The following is a 19,908-nucleotide window of genomic DNA, read 5'->3' as shown; positions in this document are numbered from 1 at the left end:
AAGCGCGGCTTTAACGAGGGTACTAATCGACTCTGGCGGTTACACCCCGAAGAACGGTAGGCACGGCGTGAGTCCCTCGACAGCGCGTTCACTGACCGCGCTTGAGTTCTTCGACGATCCGGAAATCGCGCTCGAAGCCGTCGGGGAGCGCGGCCAGCGCCTTCTGATATGCCTCACTCGCCCGCGCGGCGACCGCCTGCTCGAAGCTGTCGAACTCGATCAGAACGACGCGTTCGGCGATCCCGGCCTCGTGCGCTTCGATCCGGCTGCCGATGCTCGCGAGCACTCGCCCGCCTCCCGCCCTGACTGCCAGGCCTGCCAGCTCGTTGTAGGTGTCGAAACTCTCGGGACGCTCAATCGTGGGATAGACGCTGACCCAATAGCCCTTAGGCATGATTACCTCCATAGTGTGAACGGGTGTTGCTTGAATGTGGATGAGTCTTCGACGAGCGCATGCGACTGAGGGCCAGGCACGTCAGTGCGGTGAGGGTCATAACGCCGATGCCGACCAGCACGGCGACGTCATAGGCGGTGTCATCAGGGAAGAGAACGTCGGCGCCGGTGCCGGCGGCGAGGATCAGCCCGCAGAAGGCGCTTCCCAGCGAGTACCCGACACTTCGAACCACGTAGTTGAAGCTCATGGCGCTCGAGGTCTCGTCCTTCGGTGTCAATGCCAGAATGACCCCCGGCATCGCGGCAGAGAAGCCGCCGACGCCGAAGCCCAGCACGCCCATCGTCAGGAACAGCTCGGTCAGATCCGATCGGGCCACCGCGAAGATGACGAAGCCACCAGCGACCACGACGGCACTGCCTGCCAGAAGTAGCGGGTCGGCGATCCTCGCTCTCAACCGCGGCACGAGCCTGCCAGCGACGAATCCCAGCACGGAGAACGGAATGAGAACCAGCCCCGCGGTGAAGGTCGTCAACCCGAAACCGTAGCCCGAATCTTGTGGGGTCTGCGCGAACCGGGTGATGAGCGTGAGCAGAAGGTACATGCCGATCCCGCCGGTGAGCATGGCGACATTCGCACCGGCGACCGCGGGATGCCGCATCGCCCGCACATCGACCAACGGCGTAGGGCTGCGGAGCTCAAGGAGGACCCAGCACCAGATCAATGCAACGGCAAGAGCAGCGAGGCCGACCGCGACTGGGAGGTGATGGATCCAAAGATCCCGGTCGCCCGCGAGGAAGAGCACCAGCAGCAGCGCGGCGGCGAGGACCGCCGCGCTCGCGAAATCGACGCGAGAGGAGCGACCTTCGGGGGCCGCGGGAATCGAGCGCCATGCGATCAGGAGTGCGACGACGGTGATGACCAGACCGAGACCATACGCGACGCGCAGTCCGCCGAATTCGGCGAGCAGCGCAGCCAGCGGATAGCCGACACCCGCGCCGATAATCGACACCACCGAGATCAGAGCGATCGCGGCCGAGCTGCGTTCTTCGGTGAGGTGGTCTCGTGCTACACCCATCATCAGTGCCGTCAACCCCAGTCCAACGCCCTGCGCAGCTCGGCCGACGATCAGCCAGGTGAACGGCAGCGGCAGGACCGTGAATAAGCTGCCCGCGAGGACGACCACGAGCGTCACCAGGATCGCTGTTCGCCGGTGCGGACCGGCTCCGAGCCGACCAAGTACCGGCGTGGTGATCGCCCCGGTGAGCAACGCAATGGTCAGAGTCCACTGCGCGGTGCTGACTGAGACGTCGTACGAGGTCGCGACCATGGTGATGAGCGGTGTACCCAGACTGGCCACCGCAGCGACGACGAGCGAGATGAAGACCAGGGAAGGAATCAGGAGCGGCGCTTCGGAGCGCACCTTCGGTACTGCGGTCATCGCGACTCCGCCGATCCGCTCCCCAGCTGTTGCTCGCTTCCTTCGCCGCGGTCCGCACGCTCGAGTTCCGCGAGATGCTCCAACGCCGGAAGTGCCGCCAGCAGCGCCTCGGCCTCACCGCCGCCGAGGCCACCTATCAACCGTTCAAACGCCTGAATGCCCAATCGGCGCCGCCTGCGGACATATTCGGCGCCGGCCTCGGTCAGCCAGACCAGCGTCACCCGTCTGTCGGACGGGTCGCCCCGCCGCTGCACAAGCCCCGACTCCTCCATCACCCTGACGAGCGCCGTCATCGCCGGCTGCGTGACGCGTTCAGCCATGGCCAGATCGGTGATGCGCCGAGGGCCTGTCCGCTGCAGAGTGGCCAGGGTGGCGGCGGACGTCAGACTCATGTCCCGCGGCAGGCGTCTCGCCGCCCGCGTGGCCAGATCGTAGAGAACCGCCCCGATAGCGGCGGGCGCATCGGCAGGCATCTCGGAGACCGTCATGCGAACAGCATAACGTATTTATATTTACTTCTTATGTAATTCTCGGGCGATAGGTCATGCACGTCGGTATCTCTGGAGACGTCCCAGCAAGCCCGACATCTGCATGGACGGCGGCAACCTCCTCAGCGACGGCGCCGGATCCTTCCATCACGACACCCCTTGCTCGCCGGCGCGTTCTGAGTCACGCCTCAGAGTCCGGTCGGCAAGCCCGGGTCTTGATTCGTCCACGATGCGGCTTCCACCGCGATGCATGAGTCACTCCGCGAGTTCTCCCGGTAGCTCGCAGTCGAGGATGTTCGTAGCCGGGCTCAGCACGGCAACGATCTCTGACGGGACGCTGCTGTACAGACGCCGGTAGTCCGCCTCGCCTCGCGCCACGTCGATTTGGTACGCCAAGCGCTCTTCACCGAGAGAGAACTGAGCGTCGATGCCGGGCTTGTTCCCCCTCGGATCCTGGCGGTGCCATGCGCCATCAAGCCAGATCGCGACAAGACCATGAACGACGAACCCCTCCGCGGAGTTTCCCAGTCTCTGATAGCAGAGGCCGGTCGGGATCGCCTGGGCGCGGAGTATCGCGGCGAGCAGTACCGACTTCGCGTAACAGAGACCAACTGTCTCGCGGAGAACGTCGGACGCGGCCAGCGTTACGCGGCGGTCTTGTGCATCGTAGGAATGAGCGATGTGGTCTCGCACCCACTCGAACGATGCCTGGGCGAAAGCAAAGTCTGCGGAGTGAGAATCGCGCAAACTGCGGGCAAGAGCGACTACTCCCGGAGCGTCGCTCTGAACGAGCGCATCGCTCCCCAGATAGTGAGAAACGTCCTCTGTTTCAAGAACTAGCTTCATCGCTTCAGCTTACGGGCAGCCAACATTGCCGGGTCGTGATGAGAAGGCGACGCCGCCGCCTACGATTTCAGGATCGTCCTCGGCGACGGTGGTCGCAGTCCCAACCGAGCCGGGCAATCGTCCGTTAGGATCACTCCCGCCCGGGGTCTGAGGAAGGTGACGAATGACAGACATCGCTGCTGTGCTCATCCCTGTCCCCGATGTTGCCGCCGGGCGCGCCTGGTATCTGCAGGCTTTTCCTGGCGCGGTCATGTCGACGGTCCCGGACATGGGCTTCGAGTACCTCGCGGTCGGGTCCACGCGCATAGAGATCGTCCCAGCTGATGAACAGGTCTCCAACGGAGCTGCCGGTTCGGTCGTCTATTGGCGGGTGCCCGAGTTCTCCGTTTCGCTCGCGCATCTTGTGTCGGTCGGCGCCGTCCTGTATCGCGGTCCGATGAAGATCGAGGACGACCTGTGGATGTGTCAGGTCCGTGACCCCTGGGGCAACTGCATCGGCCTGCGAGGACCACGGGCGATGTGAGGGTTCACCAAAGGACGACCTCTCGACGGTCGGCTTCGCGCTGGCCGGCCACGAAGACCGTTCGGGCCGCACCTCCTGGCGCGTGACGCCACCGGGTGCTGGCGTCACCTCGTGGCGTGCGGCAGCATCAGGTTCGCCAGGCTGACGACGAACTTGCCGGGCTCCTCGAACATGCACAAGTGGGCTGAGTTCTCGAACCACACGACGTCTTTCGACGGAGCGGTCACCGTCTCGAACCATCGCGCGACCGGGGCGGAAGGCGTCGTGTAGTCGTGGCGCCCGAGGAACTGGACGATCGGCACCTCGAACGACGTGAGGCCACGCCCGTCGAAGCCCAGCAGCTGCGGGACTACCTGAGGCATCGTCGCCTGCTGCCCGACGGCGATCAGCTCCAGCTCATCGTCCGTGTAATAGGGGGAGAGCTCCTGCGACTCGGTGAAGTATCCGAAGTCGGACCGGTACGCGGACAGCCCGCCGTAGTACTGTGCCCACCGCCGGCAGGTGACGATCCGGTCGGTGGTGAGCGGGTCAGGGCCCGGGTACTCGCCGAGGTCACGCAACTGCGCGAGGGCCTCCTCGTTCCCCTCGGCGGTGGCGCTGCGCAGCGCGTACTGGAAGCTCTCCACCTCGTTCTCGGGGCCGCAGATCACCTGACTCGCCGCCGCGTACGCCCAGAGCAGATCGGGGCGGCGGTGCGCCAGCGTCACCCCGATGATCGTCCCCCAACTGTGGCCGAGGACGCCGACCTTGGTCACGCCGAGCTCTGTCTGCAGCCACTCGATCAGCTCGATCAGGTCCTCGACGTAGCGGTCGATCGTGAGGTCCAGGCCGTCGGGTGCCGTCCGCGCCGACTTTCCGCTTGCGCGCTGGTCGTAGTTGACCACGGTGAAGAAGTCCTCGACGCCTCGCTGCCAGATCCATGACGACGGCAGGGAGGGGAGCGCGGGACCCCCGTGGCAGACGATGAGGACCGGGCCCGTCGCATCCCGCCCGCGAAGGGAGACGAATTGCTCGACGCCGCCCAGCTCGACGAATGCCGTGCGATCGATCGCTTCGGGGTTGGGGATGCGGCACAGGTCCGCGATCACCGCGCGGCCGGTCTCGTCAGTCATGTCCTCACCCTCACACCCGGACCGGGACGACGCGAGTCGACACCACGACATGCGTCGGAATCGGGGTAGGAACGGTCAGCGCAGGGTCCGGGCGCACCGGCCGTTCTCGTGCTGCCAGAGGTCCGAGTGGTCATGCGACCCGCGACGGCGCTGCAGCGGAATACCCGAACTGCTTGCGGGTCAGCGCATCGAAAGTGCGATCGGGCAAGAGGGTGGCCAGCGCGACGGCCACGTTCGCGCCGGGGCCGACACGATATCGCGTCTTGGGTTTCGGCGTCAGTGCCGCTGAGACGATCCGAGCGGCGACGGTGTCCACCGACGCCATCTGTCGCGCCAGCGCCGGGCTGGAGAAGTACCTTCGCATGGCCGCGGTCATGGCCGCATACGGTCCCGCGGCCGAGGAGGCCTCCAGATGACTCATCGCGGTCACATGCCAGTCGGTAGCCACGTACGTGGGCTGGACGAGCACCACGTCGATGCCGAACTGTCCGACCTCACCGCGCAACGAGTCGGAGATCGCCTCCAGCGCGAACTTCGACGCGTGATACCAGCCGCCCAGCGGGGCCGCGAACTCGCCGGCCAGGGACGACACGTTGACGATGCGCCCTGTGCGCGCTTCGCGCATCTGCGGCAGCACGGCCTGGATGAGTCCGACGGCGCCCAGGACGTTCACCTCCAGCTGCTGCCGCGCCTCTGTCAGCGTCGTTTCCTCGACGCTGCCGAACTCACCGTAGCCGGCGCAGTTGACCAGCACATCGATCGTTCCCGCCTGCGCCTCCACGGACGCGACGGCGTCGCTGATGGACGTCTCGTCGGTGAGGTCGAGCGGTACCGGCGTCACGGAATCCAGCGCCGCGATCGCGGAGGTGTGGCGCGCGGCCCCGAAGACGGTCGCGCCCGCCTCGGCGAACAGCGACGCGGCGCGGGCGCCGATCCCGGATGACGCCCCGGTGATGAGGACGGTGGTCATGAGTTCTCCTGACTGTGAATGTCATTCACACATGGCTACGCTAAAGTGAATCACGTGCACAGTCAAGAGGATCGCGCACTCCGCCAACTCTGGGAGCTCGCCGACGCGCCGTCCCGCGGCCCTAAGGCGCGGTGGACACTCCGCGACGTCGCCGACGCGGCTGTCGCCCTCGCCGACGAGAACGGCCTCGAAGCGGTCTCGCTCGCACGAGTCGCCGCCCGGCTCGGCGTGGTCACCACGGCCCTTTACCGCTACGTCGAATCGAAGGCCACGCTGATCGAGCTCATGGTGGATGCGGCCATCGGCGACCCGCCCGCGATCTCCGCACCCGACTGGCGCGACCGCTGTCGATCGTGGGTGGACGCCCTCGCCGGCGCGTACGCCGCGCATCCGTGGCTCGCCGACGTCCGTCCCACGCGCATGCCCACGCAGCCACGCGCCTACGCGTGGATCGAGGCGCTGGTGCAGGCGATCCGGAACGACGTCGACGCCGACCCCCTCCGCCTCGCACTCCTGCTGGACAGCCTCGTCCGGAGCAACGCGTCGCTCCGTGCATCGACGGCGCACGGAGTGCCGCCCACGTGGCTCGGCGAGGCGATCGCCGACCGGTTCCCCCTGCTCGCCGCGGCGGCGGAGCAGGACACCTCCGATGCGTCCGCGGAACTCGGCTTCGCCGTCGAGGCGGTGCTGCGCGGAATCCGCTGACCTCCACGCGCGGAGGCTCCGGGCTCGACCGCGGACCGTGCGCGCCGCCGCCCCGGGTCGAACATTTCGTCCGCCATCGAAACGTCCGGCCTCTAGCCTGGCCCTATGACCGTTCACCAGTACCGCACCGCTCTCTCGTGGGAGGGCAGCACGGGCGCGGGGTACCGCGCGTACGGGCGAGAGCACGACGTGCAGGTCTCCGAGGAGATCCTCACCCTCAGCGCAGACGCGGCTTTCCGCGGCGACGCCTCCCTACCCAACCCCGAGCAGCTGCTGCTCGCCGCGGCGAGTTCCTGTCTGCTGCTCTCCTTCCTCGCTGTAGCGGCGCGCGCGGGCATCGACGTGGCGCGCTACGACGACGAAGCCACGGCGTTCATGCCGATGGGCGAGCAGCCCGCGCGCATCACGCGCGTCGAACTGACTCCGCGGATCGCGGTGCGAGGTGGGGACGTGGCACACGTGGTCGAACTCCTGCACGAGGCGCACGCCGGATGCTACATCGCCAACTCCCTCACTGCAGAAGCGATCATCGCACCGACCGTGGAGGTGCTGTCGTGAACGACCTCGCCATCCCCGTCGAGGATGTCGCCGGCGACGTCAGCCGGATCGGCGCGGTGCTCGGGGCGGCCGGCGTTGGTCTCGAAGGCGGGGGAGTGTGGGCCGGACAGGCTCACTATCTCGTCGCCGACGGCGCCGCCGCGGTCGCTGCCCTGGAGGCCGCGGGCATCCGTGCGACCGCGGCGCCCGCGCTCGTGGTCCCGCTGCGTGCGGACGTGCCGGGAGAGATGGGGCGCATGATGTCGGCGCTGCACGCCGCCGACATCCGAGTCGAGGCGCAGTACAGTGATCACGACAACCGCAAAGTGTTCGTCGTCGACGACGTCGAGCGTGCGCGGGCGGTGCTCGCATGACGAACCCGTCGCTCGAGCAGCTCGCGCACGCGTTCGCAGAGCCCCGCCGACTGCAGATCCTGCAGGAGCTGCTCGGCGGTGTGCCGCTCCCGGTCGGAGCCCTTGCCGCGCGCATCGGCATCGCCCCGTCGACGGCGACCGCGCACGTGACCAGGCTGCTCGAAGCCGGACTGCTCGTCGTCGAGCAGCGAGGGCGCACGTGACTCGTCCGCATCGCCGACCCCGCGGTGGCAGAGGCCGTCGAGTCCGTGCTGCGTCTGACCGGCGAGCCACCGGTGACGTCATGGGCGACCAGTGATCGCCGCGCGGCGATGCGTCGCGCCCGTTCCTGCTACGACCATCTGGCGGGGGACCTCGGCATCGCCGTCGCCGACCACCTGGTCGAGCAGGGCCTGCTCGATGAAGACCTGGGTTCTGCGCGCGTCGCCGTCGACGAGGTCGGGTCGGCGCTCGGTCTGCCGCTCGCAGTGGCGGAGTCGACGCGCCCGCTCGTGCGAGGCTGCCTCGACTGGACGGCTCGGCGACCGCATGTCGCGGGTCGCCTGGGGGCGGCGCTGCTCCAGGGGATGCTGGACGCAGGGTGGGTGGCGCGCCGCTCGGAGGATCGGTCGCTGCGGATCACGCCCGTCGGTGCAGGGCGCCTGGATCAGCTCCGGCTCTGATCATCCGCTGCCGATCGACGGCGCGATCGGCTCGTCAGGAGATCGCGAAGCCGGACGCCCGCAGGGCCGCGAGAGCGGTCTGCGCGCGCTCTTCGGGGACGAGGACCAGGTCGGCGTCGTAGGTCGAGGCGACGAACACGGGCACGCCTGACCGCGCGAGGGGCGTCAGCACCGCGACGAGCAGCCCCGGCTCGTCCAGGCCGTGATCCGGCTCCGCCTCGTACAAGGCTATCCACCGCTCCTGCGCCCCTGTACCCGGTGCCGGGCGGATGGCGGTGAGACCGTCCGGCGCGCGCACGAGCGCGACCCAGTCACCCGCGGGCGCCTCGACGCCATCGACCCTCTCCAGGACCAGTGCACCGTCGAGCACGCGCAACCCCCGTGCGCCTCGCGCGGGGGCGGCAGTCGTCGTCGTGCGAAACGCCACCCGGGCGAGCCCCGGGCCGTCGTAGTCGGGGATGACCTCGCTCGCCGAGAACCCGAGGCGGCGGTGGAACGCCTGCGAGCCGGCGTTCTCGGGGCTGGTCACGCTTTGCACGACGGTTCGGCCGTTCGCAGCAGCGACATCGAGGAAGGCGCGGTACAGCGCTCGCCCCACGCCCTGTCCCTGCCTGCGAGGATCGACGCCGACGAAATGGATGTACGCCGTGTCCGGCTCGGTCTGCGACAGGAATCCGATGAGGAAGGCCGCGAGTCGTCCGCCCTCGTCCTCGACCACGAAGCTCGTGGTCGTGAAGTGCTGGAAGTAGAGCCTCGGCAGCAGCAGCGCGCGCTCCCGCGCTCCGTCGTCACCCTTGAGGTCCGCCCACCACTCGTCGAGCACGGCCAGCACGCGCGGGTGGTCGTCCGGCACGGGATGGCGGGCCACCAGGCCCCCGGGAAGATCCGCTATCACGGCCTCATCCTGCCAGGCAGCCGCCCGCCGCGCGGCGGACACGCCCTCCGGACCGCTCTGACTAGATGTCGGACGCTGCCGGGGGCTCGGGGGCGTCCACGATCTCCCGTAGCGCGGCGATGTAGGCGTCGAACGCCGCTCGGCCTTCCGCCGTGAGGGAGTACCAGGTGCGGGGGCGGCGTCCCACGTATCCTTTCGTCACCGCGATGTACCCGGCGCCTTCGAGCGAGGCGAGGTGCTTGGAGAGCAGGGAGTCGCTCACCTCCACGGTGTCGCGCAGCAGGCCGAAATGGACGGCGTCCGCCTGGCCGAGGGCCGCCATGATCGAGAGGCGGACGGGGGAGTGGATCAGGTCGTCCAGGCGGTGACGCGGGTGCGTCATGCGCGGGCCACCCGCCACGCGAGGTAGAGGAAGGGCAGCGCCGGCAGCAGACCCGTGAGGATGAGCCAACCGGAGAACCCCGCGGGGAGCAGCCGGTTCAGCACCAGCGTCACGACCATCAAGGCGGCGCTGACGAGCATGACGCGGTTCGTGATCGCCGTCGCTGCCGTCGGGATGGTCCGCCCGCTCCACCCGAGAAGAGCGAGGATCGCGGCGACGGAGAGGAGGCCGGGGACGATCACGGCGGCGAGGCGGTCCGGCCACGCGGCCAGGGCGATGGTGAAGGTCGCCAGCGTGGCCGCCATCACGAGTGCGCCGGCGACATACCAGCGGCGACGCGAGCGGATGCGGCCCGCCGCCGCGTCCGCTGAGCGGAGCGCCTCGGCTGCTGCCGACGACGAGGGGCCGGTGTCGTCTCTTGACGTCGACATGATGCCTCCTGATCGGGAACGGTGTCCTTGGAATCGAATGTGCTTGCAAGCTAAACATGTACTTTACGACTATTCAAGTACTTTCCGATTCTCCCGCAACAGCGCCGGTGCCCGACGATCCGGGGCACCGGCGCTTGGATGCCGACTCAGCGTTCGTCCAGCAGCTCACCATCGAGGACGGTGTGATCCGTGGTCAGGCGCAGTGTCTCTCTGGCCAGGGGGCTGCTCGCTGCGTTCTGCAAGGCGCGCTGCATCTCCGCCGCGGAGTTCCAGCGCCAGATGTCGAGGTAGGACCCGTCCTCCAGCGTGATCAGGGTCGCCTCGGCGAACGCCGGATTGGCCGACCGGATGCCGTCGATCAGGCTCGTGCGGCGTTCGAGCATCGCGGCCAGGTTGCCGGCCTCGACGGTGTAGCGGTGGGTTCGTACGGTTGCCATCGTGGTGCCTCTCAGTTCCAGGAGCCGCCGGCGAGCTGGCGTGTGGTCGCGTTCAGGCGGTTGAAGAGGTTGGTCGTCGCGATGTAGAGGATCAGGGCTGCCAGCTGACGCTCGTCGAAGAAGCCCGCTGCGTCGTTCCACACCTCGTCCGACACGGCGTCCGGTCGATCGGCAAGCCGGGTGGCGCTCTCCGCCAGCGCCAGCGCGGCGCGCTCCTGGTCAGTGAAGTACGGCGTCTCGCGCCAGGCGACCACCGCGTGCAGGCGCTCGTCAGACTCGCCCGCCTTCTTCGCGGACTTCACGCCGGAGTCGACGCAGGGGCTGCAGCCGTTGATCTGGCTCACCCGCAGGTGGACCAACTCGAGGGTCGAGTGCGCCAGGTCCGTCTGCCGCGCGGCCTTCATGAGCGCGAAGATCGCCGCCGAGGCGCCGTCGAGGATCGCGGCCGGATTGCTCATCCGGGGTGTTGTGGTGAGTGTCGTCGTCATGTCGTCTCTCCTTCTTGTGGGGTCGATTCCCCTGTCCCCAGCCTGGTGAGCCCCCGGGAATGCGAACAATCTCCAATCACGAAACACCGATCGCGTCCTGGCTTATCGATCGGAAGGATGCTCCCGGGCGCGACCTCGAGCTTGGCTCGCGGTCGCCGCGGGGCCTAGGTCTCACTGGCTGAGTTCGTGTGGCTCTCGCCCCTCGTCGACCGGTCCGAGATCTGCGACGGTCCGAGCGAAAGCGCGGATCGGAGCATTCTCCGCGTCCGTGCGCCACACCAGCGCATACGTGAGCCGCGGCAGATCCGGAATCGGCAGCCAGCGGATCTGGGGCAGGGACCAGTAGTGCGCCACGTGCGCCGGGAACGGATGGATGATCTCTCCGGTGCTGACGAGCTGCAGCAGCTCGTCCGCACTGGTGACCGCCTCCACGCGCTCGATCGCCCGCCCGCTCGGCGTGCGAAAGGGCAGGTAGCCGTTCTCCCACGACTCCGGCATGTTCGGCACCCGGACATGGGCGAAGTCCGCCAGCGCTTCGAGGGGTGCCGACGACCTGCCGGCGAGCTCATGGTCGACGGAGACCGCCAGGACACGGGAGTCCGTGAACAGCGTGGGCCCGACGGTCAGGTCGGCTTCTTCGACGGGGAGCCAAGTGACCAGAACATCGATCTCGCCTCTCCGGAGGCTCCCGAACGGGTCGACGAATGACGCGTGACGCACCTGCAGCTCGTATGTCGGGTGGCGGCTGGCGAAGGCATTCCAGTAGCCGTGCAGAACGGGGACGTTGTAGGGCATCAACCCGACGCGCAGGCGGGCGTCGATGCCGCGAGCCGACAGCTTCGCGCGTTCCAGGCCGCCCTGTAGCGCGCCATGCGCGGGGGCCAGGTCGTCGCGGAGCCGGGCGCCGACAGGCGTGAGGCGCACATCTCGACGGTTTGACCGATCGAACAGGCTCCCCCCGATCCGCCTCTCGAACTGAGCGATCACTTGACTGACTCGCGCCTGCGAGACGTGCAGTCGCGCCGCGGTGCGGCCGAAGTGCAGTTCCTCCGCGAGCGTGAGGAAGATCTCGATGTCTCGAAGCTCCATTGCGTCCTTCCCGCCCGTGCCGGTGGCCCGAGCCTATCCCGCTCGACATAAGCAGGACTGATCGATCAGTCGCGACATCTCCCGTTGATGAGGCGGTCGACCCTTCGCATTCTGGACTCGAACATCTCACACGAACAGGGAGCACAGCATGAAAGCACACGTCAGCTCGATTCTTCTCGGCGTCCGGGACATGGATCGGGCCAAAAGGTTCTACACCGAGGGACTCGGTTGGAAGGTCCAGAGCGACTTCGGCATCTCCGTGTTCTTCGAATCCGATGGTGCCTCGCCCGTCGGTTTCTACGGACGCGACGGACTCGCCGCACAGGTCGGCGCCGACCCGGAGGGCAGCGGGTTCAGCGGCGTGGTGCTGACCTACGTCGTCCGCTCCGAGGCACGCGTCGACGAGGTCATCATGGAGGCGCACGCCGCCGGTGCGACGATTCTCAACCCGGCGGGCGCGCTGCCCTGGGGCGGGTACGGCGGCACGTTCGCCGACCCGGACGGCTACATCTGGAGCATCGGCTACAGCGATCACGCACCCGATCAGCCGTACGCCGAGTAGCCGTTTCGCCGAGATCGGCGGCGTCGGGTCCGGTGGATTCCCTTCCGTCGGACACGACGCGGCCGAACTCAGATCAGTTCCATCACCGGTCCTTCGTGCACCGCCCGGTAGATGGTGTTTCGGATCGCGTTGGCGTCGTCCGACGTCAGTGTCCGATCGATCGGCCGCAGGACGATCCGCAGCAGGAGGTTGACCTGGCCCACCCGCGTCCCGAGCCTCACGCGCGCCGCATCGGCGAGTTCCTCGTGGGCGGTGCGGCTGAGCACCTCGACCGACTCGATCACTTCCGCATCAGCTCCGAGCGCGACCCGGATGCGGTCGCCCAGCGTCTCCTCGTCCTCGTCGATACCGAGCACGACGGAGATGTCTCGACGTGTGGCAGGCAGGGTCGAGACATGCTCCCATGGCTCCAGAGTGAGCATCTGGGAGGCAATGCGCGGGTCCTCCGCCCGCAGGTAGCGGATGTCGGGGATGCCCTTGCGCAGCATCAGGGCCCGTTCCAGACCCATACCGAGCGCCAGGCCCGACCACTGCAGAGGGTCGAGTCCAGATCCGCGGAGGACATCCGGATGGATGCGGCCGCATTCGGCGAGCTCCAGCCATTCGCCGTCGTGAAGCACGTCGATCTGGCGGCCGCCGACGGTATAGGGGTGCACGGCATCCGTCAGCCTCCATCTCGCGCCGGGCAGCACAGCCTCGACGAGTTGTTCGATCATCGCGATCATGTCTTTGTCGTCCGTGTCTGATGTGCTGCGGATGCGCCACAGATCCACCTGATGCGGTTCGCCCACGTGGCTACGGTCGACGGCATCGCGCCGATAGACGAGACCCGGCGCGACGATGAGCTCGTCGATGTCCGTTCGACCCTCGTAGTCTTCGAGGGCCGTGGGGAGCTCGGCGCTGGTATGACTGCGAAGCATCACCGTCCGGCTGAGGTAGCGGGTGTACCTGCGATCGCGGGTGACATCTTGGGCGTCGTAGCGGAGGCGATCGTAGTTCTCGTGCACCGGCACGATCGGCGTCGTCCGCAGGTGGCGGACCGTGCTATGCCAGTCCGATTGCAGGGCGCCCACCACCGATTCCAAGAGGATCTGGATCGCATGGGCGCCGCGAGCCGGGTCAGTGAGGTCACGCAGCGTCAGGGCGCGGTGAAGCTGGTCAGAAGTCAGGTAGTTGGTGTGCGACATGGGAGGTCTCCGAGACTGTTGCAGGTGGGTGAACGACCTTCTCTTCCCCCGGCCGTACCTGCGGAGACCTGACGCGCTATCGGCGTACGTCGATGACCCCGCGGCCATTGCCCGGCCGGGGGTGCAGAAATCGCTGTCGCCACATCACGGCACCAGCGTACATGCGAACCGCGGAGGGCCTACGTGCCAGCGTGAGTGCCGGCGATTCTGGTCTCCTGCGCGAGGTACCGGCCTGTGAGGGAAGCGGGTGCGCGGACGAGCTCTCCTGGGGTGCCTTGGTGCAGAATCGTGCCTCCCTGGTTGCCGGCGCCGGGCCCCAGGTCGATCACGTGGTCGGCACACGCGATCACGCGGAGGTTGTGCTCGATCGCGACGATGGTCGCCCCGTGGTCGATCAGTGCGAGAGATCCGGTCGGTGTGCCTGCCCGGGGGAAGGCCGCTCTGAGCGTTCCACTTACGTCAACAGCGCGACCGCCGCCAGGAGAAGGGGGATAGTGAGCACGGTTGTGACGATGGCGCTCGTCCGCGCGATATTGAGGCCTACGTTGTAGCGAGTTGCGCACACGACAACGTTCTGGGCCGTCGGCAGGGCAGCGCACGCCACGCACACGAACACGACCGAGTCCTCGAGGTGGAAGACCCAACGCGCGAGAACGTAGGCCACCGCCGGCTGTACGAGGGACTTCAAGGTGATGGAGAGCGCGACCGGGAGACGGTCCGGTCTCGGCACTCGGACCTTCGCCTGCATGAGAGACATCCCGAAGAGCAACAGCATCACCGGCACGCTGAGCTGCCCAAGCAGCTCCACCGGGGCCATGGCCAGCGGCGGCAGGTGGATGCCAAGCAGGTTGAAGGCAATCGCGACGAGCGCGGTCACGGTGACCGGATTTCGGACAGGCACCAGTAGCATGCGCCACGGTCTGCTGCGGTCGCCGCGGCCGGTCATGAAGTCCAGGAGAGTGAGCGCGATAGGCGTCAGAATCGACAGTTGAAACAGCATGATGGCAGTCACCGCCGTGACGTCGCCGAAGAGATACGTCGAGATCGGGACGCCAAGGTTCGTTGAATTCACGAGTCCGGACGCGAGCGATCCGATGGTCGTGCTTGCCGCACCCCAGCGGGCGAATGAACCGGCAAGGGCGAATACCGCCATCATCATGATGCCGGAGATGGCCGCGACAAGCCCCGTGACGGAGAAGATGTCGCTGAGGTGTGACCGGCTCACTACGGTGAACACCAGCGCCGGCAAGCCAATGGTCATCGTCAGCTTGCTGAGCACCGCCGTTGCAGTGTCACCGAGTACGCCGATACGAGCAGTGATGAGGCCAACCAGAGCGATGGCGGCGATGACGACGAAGCCGCTCAGAACTTCAGCCATCACATCCCTTGTTCCAGTCGCCGGTCCATGCAAGTGCGGTCTCAGGCTACCGGCGACGAGAATCGAATGCGCTCCGCACCGGGAACCAGGCTCGAACGAGCAGCACGCCAGCCTCCCGTCTTCCGCCAGCGGCTCGGGCCAAGAGCATCACTCGAGCGCCGTCAAGCTGCTCTCCAATCGCGGCTGAGGCTCGATTCGAATCGGGGGCAGGCGTGGCTCGCCCGCGCTCCGGCCACGAAGCCAGCTTGTCTGCTAGCTGGCATCGCCGACAGTGGTGTGTCGTGAACTCGGCGGATCATTGGCGTATGGGAAGTTCAGTGGGTGAGGCTCGCCTGGCGTTCTACGGCGGCGCTGGTTCGCATCCTGTCAGCCCGAGGTACGGTGAGCGCATGACGGACGGTCCCGAGAGTCAAGAGCAGCGCCCCGCCGCCGACAGCGCACGGGATCTCCGCGCGCGGCTCGACGAGGTCACCGCCGAGCTCGATGGCATCGCTCGGCGACGGCTGCGGGCCTGCCGAACTCGTGGACTCCGGCCACCGAGCGACGATCGGAAGAGCTGGAGGCGGAAGCAGACCGGCTTCGTCGCAGGCTCGGCGAACCACCCGCTGCGGGGCGCCCGCCGAAGAGTGCCTGGGTCGGCTGGATCATCCTGGCGGCCACAGTCGTCCTGATCGCGGTCGGCGTCGCTGCCTTCGCCTGGCTCTCCTAGCTCGCACGACATCAAGATTCGCGTGCGCGTGAGCTACAGGAAGACGGGGAGAGCCATCCAGACGGCGACTCCCACGAGCGTGACGGCGAAGCCGTAGTCGAGCCACTTCTTGGATCGGACCCCACGAAAGAGCGCAGACAGACCCTGGCCGGCCAAGGTCCAGATCACGAACGCGAGAAGGTTGTTGAGCGTGAAGATGACGGTGATCGCGAGAACTGCGAGGAGATCGCCGTCCTGCGGGGGCTGCAGGAACCGGGCGAACATCACCGCGATGATGTAGTACGCCTTCGGGTTCAGCAGCAGAACGACCGCACCCGACCAGAAGCCGACGCTGCGCGCTGGTATCTCGATGCTCGATGCGTGCCTGCTTCGAGCCGACCGGAAGAAGAGCCACGCCAGCCAGAGCACGTAGACGGCTCCGATGGCGGCCAGAGCCTTCGCCACGGCCGGGTGCCGGAGGACCGTCGCACCCATCCCGAGCCCGATCGAGCACGTGATCACGAAGGTGGCGACGTGGTAGCCCGCCAAGGCAGGGATCGCGGCGCGCAAACCCCGCGAGGCGCCGATGGCGGCGAAGAACGCGTTGCCCGGTCCGGGGCTGTACGCGAGCGGGAAGAGGAAGACGACCAGAGCGACACCGCTCGCCAGGGTCATCGTGGCGGCCGTTCCGTAGAAGTCATAGCTGCAGGTTGTCAGCCGGCACCGGTTCCGGTCTGGCGGGAATCGGCCGTCGCAGCGCCGCGGTGCGGAACAATGGAGCGGATTGCGCACTGCGCGCCGACGAGAGAAGGTTTCGACGATGGGTGTGGACCTCCTCCTCCGCATGGACGCTGCCAGGAAGAGGGACGTCTCGGCGTTCCTGGCGGAAGAGGGATTCGTGCGCAGCGAGTCGATCGCTCCTCGGCCCGGCTGGTCGTACTTTTTCTGGTTCGAAGAGGCCGAGTATCGGTCGACCTCCGGCGTGGAGGCCTCGCTGTTTCCCGGGAGCGACGACCCCGGTGCGAGCGCGTCGCAGCTCGTGCTGGCCGTTCATGCCAAGAGCTGGGCCTCGATCCACGACATCGAGAAGCTCAACGGCGTGATCCGTCGCGCCCGTGCCCAGTTCGGCGGTCGGATCGACGGAGACTACGGGAGGAACAGGTACATCCCTCTCTGGGAGGATCAGTCGACCCCGCTCAGCCGGGGGATCAACAGAACGCATGACAAGGCGACGGAGGTCCTGGAAGCACTGCGCTTCGCCGCACCCGACGAGAAGATCCTTCGACCCAGCGGCGCCGATGACGACCCGATCTCGGCGCGCGTGTTCGAGGCGGTGCAGCGGTACGACCCTGCGCGCGTGGTCTACAACGGTCTGCTCCCCATGCTGGTCGCGGTACTGGAGCATTACTTCCTGCACGTCTTCATCGTGCTCGCGCAGCACGATCCTGCCGCGCAGTCCAAGGTCCAGCAGAAGAAGGTCCCGGCGAAGCTCACCGGAGAGGATCTGCGGCGCCTCGCGAACGGGGAGATCACGGTGGAGAGCATCATCGCGCGCGAGTACAGCTTCCAGAGCGTGTCCGGCCTCTCCGCGACCTTCAGAGAGTGGTTCGGGATCGACCTGGGGAAGATCCTCGCCCCGCGACGCCGGGTCTTGAACCGGAACGGCAGCCTTCTCGACGGTCTCACCACGGTGATCGACGACCGGCACGACGTGGTTCATCGGCTCGATCTGGACCGCACCCTCGATCGGGACGGCTATCTGCACAACGTCGCACTGGTCGCGAAGATCATCGAGACGACGTCGGTCGCTCTCGGCACGAAGTACGGCTTCACGGTCGATCAGTTCTAGCCGCGGGGACACGCGGGCGGACTGGGCGACCTGGGTCCACGCCCACAACATCGGCGCGCGGTCGAGACGCGCACCGGTCGGGTGACAGGCGGCGGCAGCGGCATCCGCGAGACTGGGCTGATGACGACAGAAGCCCTGACGAGGATCTGGCCGGCCGCGGGACTGCGCGTGCGCGCGGGGGACCTGGAGCTGCGCTGGATCGATGACACCCTGCTCGTCGAGCTCGCGGAGCTCGCCGGACGCGGAGTGCATGCGGAGTCGACCATGCCGTTCGCCTTTCCGTGGACGCGGGGCTCCGCGACGCAGGTCGCGCACCGCGTGCTCGACTATCAGTGGCGGAACAGGTCGGCGCTCGGGCCGGACAGGCTCGTCCTCGAACTCGGTGTGCTGTGGAACGGGCGTCCTGTCGGCATTCAGGGCGCCTCCGGCAGCGACTGGTCGGTGCTGCGCGAGGTCGAGACGGGATCGTGGCTCGGGAGGGAGTTCCAGGGTCGCGGTATCGGCGCGCGCATGCGCGCGATGATCCTGCACCTGTTCTTCGAAGGTCTCGACGCTGAGAACGTCACCTCTGCGGCTTACCTCGACAACCCGGCCTCCAATGCGGTGTCGCGGAAGACCGGGTACGAGCAGGACGGGATCGTGCGGGTCGCCAGGGAAGGGCAGGCGGCGATGCAGCACCGCTACCGGATGACGCGAGAGCGCTGGGCAGCCGTGCGTGAGGCGAATGCGGCTCTCGTCGGCGCGCCTATCGAGATGTCGGGCGTCGCGCCGGTCGCAGAGCACCTTCGCTCGGACCGGGCCTGACGTCGAGGCTCCGGGGCGGGACATCCCGTCCTGGTCTCGACATCTCGGGGTGCGACGCAGCTCCGGATCGTCGCACCTGACGACGGTGCCCGGGGTGGGTATCCTGCCCCGACTTCCGACGGCGTGGAACGCCTCCGGCTGGAAGTGGCCGGAATGCCGATGAGGCCCGGGGGATCGGTATCCCGCCCGGGCCTCGTCGTGCGTGCCGTGCTCAGCTGTTCCGACCGGTCGCTGCGGCCGAGGCGTCCGCCGCAGGCTTCGGACGATCGGCGAGCTTGAGCCACACGACGCCCGCGATGATCAGTGCGAGCCAGAGCGCCTTCGCCGGCGTCATGGTCTCGTCGAAGAACACGGGTCCGAGAAGGGCGGCGCCCACCGCTCCGAGTCCGGCCCAGACGGCGTACCCGATGCCGACGTCGATGCGCCGGAGGGCGATGCTCAGGAACAGCAGGGTGAGCAGGAAGAAGCCGATGGCGACCAGGGACCAGGTGAGATCGGTGAAGCCGCGGCTGCCGTTGACGGCCAGGGCGTAGCCGACCTCGAAGCCTCCGGCGAGGAGGAGGGCGAGCCAGGGGCCGGCGGTGCCCTGCGGGCGAGAGCGGTCGAGGCGGGGAGCGAGCGTGGTCATGAGAGTCCTTTCGGGGGTGACGAGAGTCAGACGGTGCCGGCGAGGTTGAGCCCGATGACGCCGGCGATGATCGCCGCGATCCCGAGCAGCTTCTTGCGGGTGAGGCGCTGCGAGAAGAAGAGGGCGCCCACGATGACGATTCCGACGCCGGCCGCCGAGGTCCAGATCGCGTAGCCGACGCCGACGTCGAATGTCAGCAGTGCGAGGCTGAGGAAGAATGTGGCGATGCCGCCGCTGGCCAGCGTGCCGAGCGTCCACCACAGCCGGGTGAAGCCCTTCGCCTTTCCGGCGGCGATCGCGACGACGACTTCGAAGATGACGGCGATGCCGAGGTAGATCCAACTCATGAGGGTTCCTTTCGTGGTGACGCGAGCGTCCTGGATAAGTGTCTGTACATGCAGGTATTTAGGTGAAGAGGAGAGAATGAGGGTGCACAGGAGCTCACTCGCTGAGGAGGGCGGCGACCTGGGCCAGCGCCTTCGCGGACGAGCCGGCCGCGAGGTGCGGGAAGTGCGCGTCGAGGTCGCCGAGCAGTTCTTGCAGTCGTGCCTTGTACGCCGCCTTCATGTCCCGGAGCGCGCTGTCGCCCGCGGCGTCGATCACGGCGTACACGCCGCGGCCGTCATCGGCGCAGACATCCCGACGAGCCAGTCCCTTCGCCTCCAGGCGATGCACGAGACGGGTGGCAGAGCTGGGGTTCAGCCCGACGCGCTGTGCCAGATCGTTCACGCGCAGCTCCTTGTCGGGGGCCTGGCTGAGGAAGACGAGAGCGCGGAACTCGGTGAGCCCGACCCGGTAGGTGTCGCCCAGCCACTTGTCCAGGCTCGTCTCCACGGCGGACACCAGCAGGGTGAGCTTGGACCAGGCGAGCGACACGTCAGTGATGTCCGCCTTGTCATCGAGTAGTTGCTTGCGCATGCAGCTACTTTATGGGGCGGTTCCAGCCGTGTCAACACCCGTCCCGAAAGCCGGAACGTAGCCGCTCGTCCGCAGACGCTCAAGCCCCTCGTCGGCTCCCCTCCGCGGGGTCAGACTGAAGGC

At 67.4% G+C, this 19,908-nt stretch carries 27 protein-coding genes; 9 read left to right on the top strand and 18 right to left on the bottom strand.

Annotated elements, in window-relative coordinates:
• Positions 1 to 88 precede the first annotated feature (88 nt).
• The 4 genes from M3C17_RS13890 to M3C17_RS13875 form a co-directional block, all read right to left on the bottom strand.
• Positions 89 to 394, bottom strand: a complete 306-nt coding sequence (locus M3C17_RS13890) for a DUF1330 domain-containing protein (RefSeq protein WP_259978469.1) — start codon at positions 392 to 394, stop codon at positions 89 to 91.
• Positions 387 to 1,832 (bottom strand): MFS transporter, encoded by a 1,446-nt coding sequence (locus M3C17_RS13885; RefSeq protein ID WP_259978468.1) that lies wholly within the window; start codon positions 1,830 to 1,832, stop codon positions 387 to 389. Before M3C17_RS13885 ends, M3C17_RS13890 begins: the two co-directional genes overlap by 8 nt.
• On the bottom strand, positions 1,829 to 2,320 hold the full coding sequence (locus tag M3C17_RS13880) for a MarR family winged helix-turn-helix transcriptional regulator (protein ID WP_259978467.1): 492 nt from the start codon (positions 2,318 to 2,320) through the stop codon (positions 1,829 to 1,831). The genes M3C17_RS13885 and M3C17_RS13880 overlap by 4 nt, the downstream gene beginning before the upstream one ends.
• A gap of 255 nt (positions 2,321 to 2,575) precedes the next feature.
• Positions 2,576 to 3,166: a transglutaminase family protein gene (locus M3C17_RS13875; RefSeq protein WP_259978460.1), complete on the bottom strand. Its 591-nt coding sequence runs from the start codon at positions 3,164 to 3,166 to the stop codon at positions 2,576 to 2,578.
• 163 nt (positions 3,167 to 3,329) lie between these two features.
• Here M3C17_RS13875 and M3C17_RS13870 point away from each other — a divergent pair, with 163 nt between their 5' ends.
• Entirely contained in the window at positions 3,330 to 3,689 is a 360-nt protein-coding gene (locus M3C17_RS13870; RefSeq protein WP_259978458.1) for a VOC family protein, read from the top strand.
• A gap of 104 nt (positions 3,690 to 3,793) precedes the next feature.
• Here M3C17_RS13870 and M3C17_RS13865 read toward each other — a convergent pair whose 3' ends face one another.
• Positions 3,794 to 4,801, bottom strand: coding sequence for an alpha/beta fold hydrolase (locus M3C17_RS13865; RefSeq protein WP_259978457.1), 1,008 nt, complete (start codon positions 4,799 to 4,801; stop codon positions 3,794 to 3,796).
• Positions 4,802 to 4,931: 130 nt separating this feature from the next.
• On the bottom strand, positions 4,932 to 5,771 hold the full coding sequence (locus M3C17_RS13860) for an oxidoreductase (RefSeq protein ID WP_259978456.1): 840 nt from the start codon (positions 5,769 to 5,771) through the stop codon (positions 4,932 to 4,934).
• Positions 5,772 to 5,825: 54 nt separating this feature from the next.
• On the opposite strand from M3C17_RS13860, the gene M3C17_RS13855 reads away from it, so the two are divergent.
• From M3C17_RS13855 to M3C17_RS13835, 5 genes are all read left to right on the top strand, one after another.
• Entirely contained in the window at positions 5,826 to 6,476 is a 651-nt protein-coding gene (locus M3C17_RS13855; protein ID WP_259978455.1) for a TetR/AcrR family transcriptional regulator, read from the top strand.
• Positions 6,477 to 6,581: 105 nt separating this feature from the next.
• Positions 6,582 to 7,034, top strand: a complete 453-nt coding sequence (locus tag M3C17_RS13850; protein WP_259978454.1) for an OsmC family protein — start codon at positions 6,582 to 6,584, stop codon at positions 7,032 to 7,034.
• Complete coding sequence (locus tag M3C17_RS13845; RefSeq protein ID WP_259978453.1) at positions 7,031 to 7,387, top strand: hypothetical protein; 357 nt, start codon at positions 7,031 to 7,033, stop codon at positions 7,385 to 7,387. Before M3C17_RS13850 ends, M3C17_RS13845 begins: the two co-directional genes overlap by 4 nt.
• Positions 7,384 to 7,590: a helix-turn-helix transcriptional regulator gene (locus M3C17_RS13840; RefSeq protein WP_259978451.1), complete on the top strand. Its 207-nt coding sequence runs from the start codon at positions 7,384 to 7,386 to the stop codon at positions 7,588 to 7,590. The genes M3C17_RS13845 and M3C17_RS13840 overlap by 4 nt, the downstream gene beginning before the upstream one ends.
• Positions 7,591 to 7,614: 24 nt before the next feature.
• Positions 7,615 to 8,049, top strand: a complete 435-nt coding sequence (locus M3C17_RS13835; protein WP_259978450.1) for a hypothetical protein — start codon at positions 7,615 to 7,617, stop codon at positions 8,047 to 8,049.
• 34 nt (positions 8,050 to 8,083) lie between these two features.
• Here M3C17_RS13835 and M3C17_RS13830 read toward each other — a convergent pair whose 3' ends face one another.
• From M3C17_RS13830 to M3C17_RS13805, 6 genes are all read right to left on the bottom strand, one after another.
• Complete coding sequence (locus M3C17_RS13830; protein WP_259978449.1) at positions 8,084 to 8,944, bottom strand: GNAT family N-acetyltransferase; 861 nt, start codon at positions 8,942 to 8,944, stop codon at positions 8,084 to 8,086.
• Positions 8,945 to 9,005: 61 nt separating this feature from the next.
• On the bottom strand, positions 9,006 to 9,326 hold the full coding sequence (locus M3C17_RS13825; RefSeq protein WP_259978448.1) for a transcriptional regulator: 321 nt from the start codon (positions 9,324 to 9,326) through the stop codon (positions 9,006 to 9,008).
• Complete coding sequence (locus M3C17_RS13820; RefSeq protein WP_259978443.1) at positions 9,323 to 9,757, bottom strand: hypothetical protein; 435 nt, start codon at positions 9,755 to 9,757, stop codon at positions 9,323 to 9,325. Before M3C17_RS13820 ends, M3C17_RS13825 begins: the two co-directional genes overlap by 4 nt.
• Positions 9,758 to 9,903: 146 nt before the next feature.
• The gene (locus M3C17_RS13815; RefSeq protein WP_259978442.1) at positions 9,904 to 10,194 is read right to left on the bottom strand and encodes a hypothetical protein; all 291 of its coding nucleotides are present in this window, start codon (positions 10,192 to 10,194) and stop codon (positions 9,904 to 9,906) included.
• 11 nt (positions 10,195 to 10,205) lie between these two features.
• Positions 10,206 to 10,682, bottom strand: coding sequence for a carboxymuconolactone decarboxylase family protein (locus M3C17_RS13810; protein ID WP_259978441.1), 477 nt, complete (start codon positions 10,680 to 10,682; stop codon positions 10,206 to 10,208).
• Positions 10,683 to 10,853: 171 nt separating this feature from the next.
• Positions 10,854 to 11,771: a LysR family transcriptional regulator gene (locus M3C17_RS13805; RefSeq protein WP_259978440.1), complete on the bottom strand. Its 918-nt coding sequence runs from the start codon at positions 11,769 to 11,771 to the stop codon at positions 10,854 to 10,856.
• Between the two features lie 148 nt (positions 11,772 to 11,919).
• Between M3C17_RS13805 and M3C17_RS13800 the strand changes: the two genes are divergently transcribed.
• Complete coding sequence (locus tag M3C17_RS13800; protein ID WP_259978439.1) at positions 11,920 to 12,333, top strand: VOC family protein; 414 nt, start codon at positions 11,920 to 11,922, stop codon at positions 12,331 to 12,333.
• Positions 12,334 to 12,401: 68 nt separating this feature from the next.
• Here M3C17_RS13800 and M3C17_RS13795 read toward each other — a convergent pair whose 3' ends face one another.
• The 3 genes from M3C17_RS13795 to M3C17_RS13785 all read right to left on the bottom strand — a co-directional run bounded on the left by M3C17_RS13795 (position 12,402) and on the right by M3C17_RS13785 (position 16,261).
• Positions 12,402 to 13,520, bottom strand: coding sequence for a hypothetical protein (locus M3C17_RS13795; protein ID WP_259978437.1), 1,119 nt, complete (start codon positions 13,518 to 13,520; stop codon positions 12,402 to 12,404).
• A 454-nt stretch (positions 13,521 to 13,974) separates the two neighbouring features.
• Positions 13,975 to 14,898, bottom strand: coding sequence for an AEC family transporter (locus tag M3C17_RS13790; RefSeq protein ID WP_259978436.1), 924 nt, complete (start codon positions 14,896 to 14,898; stop codon positions 13,975 to 13,977).
• A gap of 742 nt (positions 14,899 to 15,640) precedes the next feature.
• On the bottom strand, positions 15,641 to 16,261 hold the full coding sequence (locus M3C17_RS13785) for a LysE family translocator (protein ID WP_259978435.1): 621 nt from the start codon (positions 16,259 to 16,261) through the stop codon (positions 15,641 to 15,643).
• A gap of 145 nt (positions 16,262 to 16,406) precedes the next feature.
• Here M3C17_RS13785 and M3C17_RS13780 point away from each other — a divergent pair, with 145 nt between their 5' ends.
• Together M3C17_RS13780 and M3C17_RS13775 are read left to right on the top strand one after the other, a co-directional pair.
• On the top strand, positions 16,407 to 17,435 hold the full coding sequence (locus M3C17_RS13780) for a hypothetical protein (RefSeq protein ID WP_259978434.1): 1,029 nt from the start codon (positions 16,407 to 16,409) through the stop codon (positions 17,433 to 17,435).
• A gap of 120 nt (positions 17,436 to 17,555) precedes the next feature.
• Entirely contained in the window at positions 17,556 to 18,239 is a 684-nt protein-coding gene (locus M3C17_RS13775; protein WP_259978431.1) for a GNAT family N-acetyltransferase, read from the top strand.
• Positions 18,240 to 18,450: 211 nt separating this feature from the next.
• On the opposite strand, the gene M3C17_RS13770 is transcribed toward M3C17_RS13775, so the two are convergent.
• From M3C17_RS13770 to M3C17_RS13760, 3 genes are all read right to left on the bottom strand, one after another.
• Positions 18,451 to 18,867 carry a multidrug efflux SMR transporter gene (locus M3C17_RS13770; RefSeq protein WP_259978430.1) on the bottom strand — a complete coding sequence of 139 codons (417 nt, stop codon included), beginning with the start codon at positions 18,865 to 18,867 and terminating at the stop codon, positions 18,451 to 18,453.
• A gap of 26 nt (positions 18,868 to 18,893) precedes the next feature.
• Positions 18,894 to 19,214, bottom strand: a complete 321-nt coding sequence (locus M3C17_RS13765; protein WP_259978429.1) for a multidrug efflux SMR transporter — start codon at positions 19,212 to 19,214, stop codon at positions 18,894 to 18,896.
• A gap of 94 nt (positions 19,215 to 19,308) precedes the next feature.
• Positions 19,309 to 19,785: a MarR family winged helix-turn-helix transcriptional regulator gene (locus M3C17_RS13760; protein ID WP_259978428.1), complete on the bottom strand. Its 477-nt coding sequence runs from the start codon at positions 19,783 to 19,785 to the stop codon at positions 19,309 to 19,311.
• Positions 19,786 to 19,908 lie beyond the last annotated feature (123 nt).

Origin of the sequence: Microbacterium sp. p3-SID336, assembly GCF_025143365.1 — a bacterium.
Taxonomy (GTDB): Bacteria; Actinomycetota; Actinomycetes; order Actinomycetales; family Microbacteriaceae; genus Microbacterium.
The sequence above is the reverse complement of the archived record's forward strand: the minus strand, read 5'-3'. Positions and strand labels throughout refer to the sequence as shown.